An 8,091-nucleotide genomic window follows, 5' to 3' on the forward strand; every position below is an offset into this window, starting at 1 on the left:
TCGCGGCTGCGCGAAACGACCTGCAACTCTGAGTCATGCTCTGACATAGGTGTCCACCTCCGTTTGGTGGACACATGCTGGCCTCTCAGAGCGTCACTGGGTAGACGTCGTTAGTCGATCGCATACGTTTGATCGAGCTTCGGCTGACGTTGTTGATCCAGTTCGTCTCTGATTTCCTGTAGTGACCTGATCATCGCGGTGTCTCGCAAGTGAGCGTTATTCGTGTTGTTCATCGATAACTGCTGAGGGTGCCGCGAGAGAGACAATCAGCGGCGCCACGAGCCCGGATCCGCGTAACGCTTCAAGCCAGCACTCGGGAATTCCGCCAAGGCCAAACCGGATGCCGGCGAGGCCGCCGGCGACCGCGGCAGTCGTATCCGTATCGTTGCCAAACAGGATCGCGCTCCGGATGACTTCCTCGTACGATGACGCTTCCAGCGCTTGTTTCGCCGACCATATCGTGTCAAGCACGTACCCGGTCCCCCGTGTGCGATCCGTCGTCGGAAAGCGTCGCAGCATGTCCAACTCGGCGAGAAATTGCTGGCCCGACCGGTGATCGGGCCACGCTTCGTAAATCGTCTGGAGTCTCTGGTCAGCCCATGGCCAAGGATCGTCGGCTGTCTGCAGATAACCCCTTGCCACGAGACAGTAGAACGCACAAGCAACCAGCGAGCGGGGATGCGCGTGGGTCGGCAGCGACTGCAGATGGGCATCACGCACAAGATCCTCATCGGCCCCGCTATGCCACAGCGCCAGCGGCAGCACGCGCATTAGCGAGCCGTTGCCGTTGTCCATCTCCGAGGCACCGCCGGATTCGCTTGGCGGTACGCCATCGGCGAGGTTATGCAGCGCCTCAGCGGTCTGCACGCCGATATCGAACACATCACCGTCGACGGCCATATAGCCTTCGCGCATCCATTGCACGAGCCGTTCCGTGAAGTCGGTCAGCGAAAATTTGCCGCGCTCGACCAGGCTGGCGAGCAGACATAACGCTTGCGCACCATCATCCGACCAGGTGCCGAGCGGCACGCCGGCGTGCGAGCGACGAAAGCCGGCCGGCGGCACCATGTCGATCAGCTCGCGAGCGGGAAGCCGTTCGGGCGGGTGAAACTCATAACACACGCCGACCGCATCGCCGGTCAGCAAACCTACGAGGCCGCCTAGCGCGGTGTGGTTTTTGTATTGATGCGCCAGTGCTGCGAAGTTGTTTTCAATGGACAATTCGGTTCTCACTGTTGGTGGGACAAGACGATCCCCGGTCACATCGACCATTGCTGGTGCGTGATGGACAGGGGCCGCGCGTGGGTTGAGCGGGGATGTCAGGCTACCGCTTCCCACGGCAGCTTCAGATCATCGCGCCCAAAATGCCCGTATGCAGCGGTGGGATAGTAGATCGGCCGCAACAGGTCCAGGGTGTCGATGATCCCTTGCGGACGAAGGTCAAACTCGCGCGCGAGGTGAGCGGCGATGTCTCGTCGTTCCTGCGTTGCAGTCCCATACGTCTCCACAACGAAGCTGACCGGCTCGGCAACGCCGATGGCATAAGCCAGTTGAACCAGCGCACGGCGGGCCCAGCCACGCGCCACGACCTGACGGGCGAGGAAACGCGCCATATACGCCGCAGATCGGTCCACCTTCGACGGATCCTTGCCCGAAAACGCACCGCCACCATGAGGCGCGGCGCCGCCATAGGTATCGACGATGATCTTGCGGCCGGTCAGTCCGGCGTCCCCTTTCGGTCCTCCGGTCACGAATCTTCCGGTCGGGTTGATCAGCGTGCGCAGCGACGTGGCGCGCAATGCTTCGGGAATCACTGGATCGATGACATGCTTTTGCACGGCATCTCGCAGCTCTTCGAGATCGACGCCGTCATCGTGCTGGGTCGACAGGACGACAGCCTCGATGGCCTGCGGTCGTCCATCGACATAGCGGAACGTGACTTGAGATTTCGCGTCGGGCTGCAGCCAAGGCAGCACGCCGGTTTTTCGCAGTTCGGCCTGCCGGCGGACGAGGCGATGCGCATACACGATCGGCGCGGGCATCAACTCGGGCGTTTCGTCAGTTGCGTAGCCGAACATCAGCCCTTGATCGCCGGCACCAAGCATGCCATCTGCGCGGTCGACGCCCTGGCTGATGTCCCGCGATTGGCCGTTAAAGCGGATCTGAATCTCGCAGCGGTCGGGCGAAATGCCTGTCTCGGCATCGCGGTACCCGGTTTCGCGCAGCACGTTGCGCACGAGGGAAGGTGCAGATTCACGCACAGCGTGAAAATCGCCGATTCGCTTCGTTTTGAACTCGCCCGCGACGATCACGCACTGGTCGGCGAGCAACGTCTCGCACGCTACTCGCGCTTGAGGGTCTCTCGTGAGGAACGCATCGAGGATGCGATCGGAGATCCGGTCGGCAAGCTTGTCAGGATGGCCCTCGGAAACGGATTCCGAGGAAAACAGCCCATTTTGAATTGTCATGACACTCTCCTGTTTAGTCGCGTTCGACAAATTGTCGGGGGCGGCAATCTGGATCAAATCCCCCCGGTCCTTTCCCTGAAGGGCGGCAGACCAGCCGCATGCCAAGCAACGATCGCGATCAGCGCAAGAGAATCAGCTGAGGCACGGCGTCGGCGCCGCACCAGACGATCGCGTTCTGTCCGTGTTTTTGACCGAGCGCCTTCGCGATATCGAGTGTCGCACCGAGCACGAGGAAACTCGCTTCACCAGGCCAGTCGTTGAACGGATGTTTGCCGATGCCCTCGATGAACGTGAGTCCGTGTTCCTCGAGTTCGCGCGCCAGCGCCTCCTGCCGTGCGGCATTGGCTTCAGGGCTCAGATCCTGGCTGAATGGATTGCAAGCGGTGATGAACGCGCTACCCGTGACTTGACGGGCATCGTACATTGCGGCGAGCGTCGGGTTGAACTGGCCGACTTGCAGCGTCGTCGGCGTGTCGCCGGCTACGTGGTAATGCGTCTCCAGATAGGCCTGGATCGTGTCGCGTGGAATATCTGACTCTGGAAACAAAAAACCCTCCGAAATATAGGAGGGTCGACGCGTTACCCGCTTGGTTGCTCTCTCAGGAGCCACATCCGCTTTCGCGATCCACCTTGCCCGGGGAGGCAGGTTGGCTTGGGCGTCGACCCAATTCAGAATGCGCAGCAATTTAATCACGTGCGCTCGAAGTATGTCAAACATCACTTGTACTTCGTGAAAACCAACCAGTTACTGCAAATGGTGGGACGCGGCGGACCTGCTCCGGGCTCGCCGGAGCAGGTCCATGCGCTGCGCGTTCCTCCAACCGCTCGTTCAAGAAGGGCGTATCGCCATCATCATCGAGTCGTAGTGAGCGGCGGTGAAAATGGTCTTTGAGAGCGGAAAGCGCGCCGGCTGTCACGGGAATGCAGGGCGAGGGTGTCAAAAAATCAAAAGCGAAACCCATCAGCTGCGCGATACAACTGCGCTGGCCGCTGAGCGCCACGTAGAAATTCACCCTCGAGCTCGATCAGACTGGGTTCGTCTTTCAGGCGCCTGCGGAAAACACTTTTGTCGAGCGGTCGACCCAGGATGACCTCACATGTCCGTTGCAGTTCGGTGAGCGTAAACCGCTCGGGTAAAAGGTGTAACGGCAGCGCGGCGCGCTGCACCTTGTCGCGCAGTGTCGCCAACGCCGCGGACAACAGTTGGGCGTGATCGAATGCGAGCAGGACTTCAGGTGCGAAAGCGTCCACCCATGCAATCGCTTCGGTTTTTTTTCCAGCCACAGCGGAAACCTGATCGCGCGGCAAAAGTGCGTAGTACAGCACGCTCAGCGACCAGCCCCGAGGATCGCGCCTGGCGCCGCTGAACGTCGCGACCTGCTCCAGAAACGGCACGTCGACGCGGGTTTTCCCTGAGAGTACACGTCGGGCTGTGTCATCGAGGCTGTGATCACCATCCGGATCGAGCACCCCGCCAGGCAGTGCCCACGTGCCTTGTTCAGGCGCGTTTGCGCGTTTGACGAGCAGCACTCGCAAGCTGTGGTCGTGGATCGTAAACAGCGCGACATCGGTCGTGACCAGGGGGAATAGTTTTTTCATCTTCACTCTTAGTTGCATTTTCCCACTATCTTGTCTATGGTACTAAGTAGTGTACTGCAACTAAGTCAAGCGAGCGAGGCTGGCGCTGCTCCTGCCTGGCTGCACGAACTGGCATCACGGCGCCGCACGGTGACAGGAGGCATGCATGGCCGGCATCGGTGGCCAGTGAAATCGATACTTGATAGGGAGATAAGCATGCAAAAGATCTGGACGGAAGAAGACATCACGCTCGAAAACCTGGTTGCCCACATCGTAGATTCGGGCATGGAGTGCAAACTCCAGCAAACAAGGATATTGCTGCATACGGCAAGCGGAATCGGATATCTCATTGGCCTGGATGAGGAAAGAAAATTTATCCGGTTCATGACCTATCTGCCGGTGGCCAAGGACGCGTCTGATGAGCAAAAGCGCGAACGCGAGCACCGGTTGAACGCCGAAGTCTTTATGGCGTCGTTCTGGCTGGATGGTGACAATGACCTGGTGGTCGACTACCCGTTGAGCTATGGCCACGGACTCATTCCGGGCCAATTCATGACCATCGTGCATCGTTTCGGGTCGATACTCGAGCACGTCATGGGGACAAAAAACGAAGACGGCCTTATCACCCTCGGTCAGAAATGCCAGGAGCAAGAGCAAGAAGATGGGAGCGACCTAGCCAGCTTCGATCGCTGCTCGGGTGACGGGGTAAGGCTGGTGCATTGATGGTGCCACATGTGATCGTTCTGGTGGTCGATCCGGACGGGCCTCTCACAAGCCCGAGAGTATCGCTATTTGATATAAGGTGTTGGCCGCACCTGCGTACCGCACCGACGCTCACCAACTCGTCGATTGGCCCACCAGGCCAATCGACCCCGCTATGTCATTGGCCAACTGCGTATGGGGCTGCGTGCGCTCGCCGGTGACGTGGGCTGCGCCGGCGAAGTAGCGGCGGGGCGACAATCAGCACGTTCTACGCTTCGATGGGTGTGGCGTCGTCGCTCGGCGTAGACACGCCCGATTCTGACGCCGCGTTTGCCGGCAGCAGCGTCGGTGGCGCGCTGTCGTAGACGTTGGCGGGAATGCCGTCCAGCTTTTTCAGCAGGGCCGCGATCATGAGGTCGAGTCGCTGCTCGACGAATCGAACCAGCGCGTCGGGCGGCAGCTCGGATTGCGTGGCCTGCCATTCGACAATGTCCGTCGGGATCAGATGTGTCTTCAGCACATCGAGGAACGCCTCGCGCTCCATTGGGGTCGTCCCCACGTACGCGCCCAAGTAGTCCAACGGATTCTTGTTGGAGATTTTGAGGTTGGTGATTTGCGGCAGGTAAGCGATGTTCAGTAGGCTGTCCACCCGATATTTCGTTTCCAGGTTGGACTTCCATACGAAATCGGTCGGAAAAATGTGGTGAAGGTTCGGCCGGTCCGTCAACGTGTAGTACACGTTGTTGAGGACGGGCGCGTGGCCCTCAGCCCAGTCGCGCGGGTGGTGGTGCGCGTAGAATGCGAGAATCGCCCGCGCGAGGCCACCACGTGTGGAATATTCGGCCATTCGCAACGAATTCCGGTCGAGGGTGAAGCCCTCTTTGAACACGCTCGAACCGTCGCCGTCGCGCAGACGATCGATGTGCTGCCAGAGCCCTGTGGTGTTGCTGAGCAGGTCGTCTCGATGGAAGCACGAAAACCAGAAGTAACGCTGCAGCAGGGCGCTGCTCGGCGCCGGATTCTCGAAGTAATACCCGGTCAGGGTCATGTAGACGTAACGGTACGGCACCAGGTTCGGACCGTTCAGGCTCAAGACGTGGTCGAGGAAGCCCAGCGTCTTACGCATGGCCGCCTGCGCCGACTCCCACACCGCCTCGATTTCCGACGCCTTCAACTCGTTCAGGTACTTATCGGTGATGTTGAGCACCGTGGCTCGACCGTTGGTCTTCTGTTGGTGCAGACGAACGCACACGGCGACCATTTGCAGGAACGTCCAGTCGTCCAGGCGCGCATAGTTCGACACACCGAGGCTCTCGCGGAACGCTTGGATCAGGTCGCGGAGGTAAAAGCCCGAGGTACCGTTCGCGTCGTCAGCGGTGCGGTAGGTCTTGGCGACGACGATGTCGAAGATGCTTAGCGGCTTGCCGGCCTGGTTGACCCGCTCAAAAATCTGGCAGACCTCGGCCACCTCGATCCCGTGAAGCTCGATGAACGACAGGCGGTAGTTTTGGAGAATGCTCTGCATCGTCCGAAGGCGTACCCGTTCAGGCGCGTCGTAGGGCAGGCCAGCCAGTTTGCTGTCTAGCTTTCCGAAGTCGAAAATGATGTCGTGCAGCGACACTACGGTCCCTTCGTTGAAGCGTTTCTGCCGCCCTTTGTTGCGGATGAGAGCGCCGTTCTGATCGTCGATTTCGTCCCAAAAGAGGAACCGGTCGCGGTAGCTCATGTCGTCCGTCGGACCGTCCAACGCTATCGTCAGGTCGATGTAGACCATCGGATTCGAATCCTGGCCTTCGATCTTCCCGCCATAGATGGAGCTGTAAAGAGACGTGGTGCGCTGCTGCCCGTCGAGAATGTAACGATGTTCGGCCGCGTTCACCTGCTCGGTCAGGACATGGCCGCCGATGCTGCGATGGCTATGCAGCGTGAGTGGCGTCCGCCACACGAGGATGCTGCCCAGCGGGTAGAACTTGTAGACGCTGTCCCAGAGCATCTTGACGTTTCCCCGTTCCCAGACGACGTCGCGCTGAAATGTGGGGATCTGGTATCCGCCGGCCTGGATGTTCCCGAGGTAGGTCTGAATGCCGAAGTCAGTCGGCTTGATGCGATCTTGGTAGTTGCTCATGCGTGGTCTCGCTGCTGTCCGGTTTGCCCCGTGGCTCAACGCACTATACCAGTGGCCCGCAGTCGGATTTCAACCATGGGCACTGGTCAGCGCTGCCTTTCGTCCGGCCCGGTTCCCGCGTATCGCAGCCGCCATCCCTAGCTGACGCGAGCAAAGGGTTAGCGATGTATTGGAACCATGACCGCAGAATCACTTCAACGCGACGCCACACTCCGAGCAGAACTTCGCTGTTTTTCCGTTGGCCGCGGCGCATTGCGGGCAAGCGGTCGAGCTGACCCTCACCTCTCAAGCCCGCGCGACGTTCACTCAGAAGCCTGCACCGACGCTACCAACTGCTTCTGCAGCTGCAAATCGGTCGCAGATGCATCAGCGCGCGGACTCAGCGCCCACTGTGCATTGTGAACCAAGATGTTCCTCGCCTCTGACTTAGCCATGAACGTCAATCGGAAGATCGTGCCGATGATCTTTCGGTGCTTGCTGGCATACACTCGCTGCCACATTGAAGCGTGTTCCTCAATGAATTCGTCAAGCATGCGCTGCGTCGACGTAACGAGTTCATCGTCATCTTTGCTGACGTATAGCTTGTCGCCACGATTGAATAGTTTCGTTACGTCAATTGCGAGGATCCCGCGATGTCCGGAGCCGACCTCCGCCGCGAGCCGTGCGCCAAGCTGATTACACGCGTCACGGACGTTTGCCTGGAGCTTGCTCAGGCTGGTTACCCGCTTGCATTCAACCCATACCTTCTTGCGATCGATCCTGATACCTGTATCGCTGTCTGCGCTCAAGATCGCTTCGACCCCGCGGTCAGGGTGGTGTGCTCGCGCGGCCACACATGCCTCGAACAGGAAATTTCTTGCCACCGTAGAATTCGGAGTCTCGTCGGCCGCGTTCACCGGCCCATTCACAGCCTTCTCAAGCTTCTTGGCAATCGAGGTCAATTGCTGTGCAGGAAGGCTTCCGAAGGCCCGATGTACGCCAACGAAATCGAATATTTCAAACATGGAACTCACAAAATCCGGGAATATCTCTCGGCCCTCCTGATCCGACGCGGTGCGGTATGCGTCCTTCCAACGCCGCAGCACCCTTTCATACTAAGCTTTCCGAAAGTATTGTCATTGTCATGAGACAATGGACGAATGAAATCGAAACGCACATCGGACGGCCGGAAACTGGATCACGCGACCTTGCAGGCGATGCGTCAGCAAGCGGTGAAGG

General features: G+C 59.3%; 7 protein-coding genes and 1 riboswitch. Of the genes, 1 reads left to right on the forward strand and 6 read right to left on the reverse strand.

The features are described from left to right. Positions 1 to 216: 216 nt before the first annotated feature. The 4 genes from G3N94_RS38180 to G3N94_RS38195 form a co-directional block, all read right to left on the reverse strand. Complete coding sequence (locus G3N94_RS38180) at positions 217 to 1,272, reverse strand: ADP-ribosylglycohydrolase family protein (protein ID WP_205799387.1); 1,056 nt, start codon at positions 1,270 to 1,272, stop codon at positions 217 to 219. 47 nt (positions 1,273 to 1,319) lie between these two features. Then, entirely contained in the window at positions 1,320 to 2,468 is a 1,149-nt protein-coding gene (gene metK, locus G3N94_RS38185) for a methionine adenosyltransferase (protein WP_205799388.1), read from the reverse strand. Between the two features lie 118 nt (positions 2,469 to 2,586). Then, complete coding sequence (locus G3N94_RS38190; protein ID WP_205799393.1) at positions 2,587 to 3,015, reverse strand: DUF3293 domain-containing protein; 429 nt, start codon at positions 3,013 to 3,015, stop codon at positions 2,587 to 2,589. Between the two features lie 30 nt (positions 3,016 to 3,045). After that, a riboswitch (SAM-I-IV-variant riboswitch) is annotated at positions 3,046 to 3,151 on the reverse strand. Positions 3,152 to 3,413: 262 nt separating this feature from the next. Then, a complete protein-coding gene (locus G3N94_RS38195) occupies positions 3,414 to 4,067 on the reverse strand; it encodes an NUDIX domain-containing protein (protein WP_205799389.1) in 654 nt (217 codons plus the stop codon). A 195-nt stretch (positions 4,068 to 4,262) separates the two neighbouring features. Here G3N94_RS38195 and G3N94_RS38200 point away from each other — a divergent pair, with 195 nt between their 5' ends. Further along, positions 4,263 to 4,769 (forward strand): YbjN domain-containing protein, encoded by a 507-nt coding sequence (locus tag G3N94_RS38200; protein WP_241022313.1) that lies wholly within the window; start codon positions 4,263 to 4,265, stop codon positions 4,767 to 4,769. A 247-nt stretch (positions 4,770 to 5,016) separates the two neighbouring features. Here G3N94_RS38200 and G3N94_RS38205 read toward each other — a convergent pair whose 3' ends face one another. Then, entirely contained in the window at positions 5,017 to 6,873 is a 1,857-nt protein-coding gene (locus G3N94_RS38205; protein WP_205799390.1) for a DUF262 domain-containing protein, read from the reverse strand. Between the two features lie 302 nt (positions 6,874 to 7,175). Continuing rightward, positions 7,176 to 7,877: a hypothetical protein gene (locus G3N94_RS38215; protein ID WP_205799392.1), complete on the reverse strand. Its 702-nt coding sequence runs from the start codon at positions 7,875 to 7,877 to the stop codon at positions 7,176 to 7,178. Positions 7,878 to 8,091: the final 214 nt, after the last annotated feature.

Origin of the sequence: Burkholderia sp. Ac-20353, assembly GCF_017104785.1 — a bacterium.
Lineage (GTDB): Bacteria > Pseudomonadota > Gammaproteobacteria > Burkholderiales > Burkholderiaceae > Burkholderia.

What these genes read in the sequence shown, in the direction of transcription:
- G3N94_RS38180 (WP_205799387.1), bottom strand. Translation starts at nt 1,272, where the DNA reads ATGGTCGATGTGACCGGGGATCGTCTTGTCCCACCAACAGTGAGAACC.
- metK (WP_205799388.1), bottom strand. Translation starts at nt 2,468, where the DNA reads ATGACAATTCAAAATGGGCTGTTTTCCTCGGAATCCGTTTCCGAGGGC.
- G3N94_RS38195 (WP_205799389.1), bottom strand. Translation starts at nt 4,067, where the DNA reads ATGAAAAAACTATTCCCCCTGGTCACGACCGATGTCGCGCTGTTTACG.
- G3N94_RS38200 (WP_241022313.1), top strand. Translation starts at nt 4,263, where the DNA reads ATGCAAAAGATCTGGACGGAAGAAGACATCACGCTCGAAAACCTGGTT.
- G3N94_RS38205 (WP_205799390.1), bottom strand. Translation starts at nt 6,873, where the DNA reads ATGAGCAACTACCAAGATCGCATCAAGCCGACTGACTTCGGCATTCAG.
- G3N94_RS38215 (WP_205799392.1), bottom strand. Translation starts at nt 7,877, where the DNA reads ATGTTTGAAATATTCGATTTCGTTGGCGTACATCGGGCCTTCGGAAGC.